General features: G+C 43.6%; 1 protein-coding gene. It reads right to left on the reverse strand.

All coding sequences use genetic code 11. The features are described 5' to 3' along the window. Positions 1–17 precede the first annotated feature (17 nt). Positions 18–535, reverse strand: a 518-nt coding sequence (locus R7P74_RS28890; RefSeq protein WP_318124139.1) for an ATP-binding cassette domain-containing protein, incomplete at its 5' end; no start/stop codon positions are given.

Consider the following 535-nt stretch of genomic DNA (forward strand, 5'->3'; position numbering starts at 1 on the left):
CAACAAGTTGGTTCAGATTAATGGTAAGTGCACATGCGTTTGCCATTTAACTCAATGATGTTAAATGGCGTTTCGTAGATGTCTTCCAATGTTGTTGCCTGAATCACCTCTTCAACCGCGCCACTTGCCACCACTTTGCCTTGTTTAAGCGCCAGAATGACATCGGAATAGCACGCCGCAAAGTTGATATCGTGAATCACAACCACCATTTCTTTGTTCATATCATGAGCAACCCTTTGAATCACGTTCATGATCTGCAATGAGTGCTTAATATCCAAGTTGTTCAGCGGTTCATCTAAGAAAACGTAGTCCGTATCCTGAGCAATCACCATGGCGATAAACGCCAACTGACGCTGACCGCCACTTAGCTCGTCCAAGTATTTATCTTCAATATCTTGAAGGTCTAAGTAGTTAATGGCTTGTGCAATAACCGCATGATCGTCTTTGGTGAGATTGCCTTTTGAATAAGGGAAACGACCAAAAGAGACCAACTCTTTCACAGTGAATCGCATCGTGATTGAGTTCGCTTGGCGCA

Source organism: Vibrio sp. 2033 (assembly GCF_033339735.1).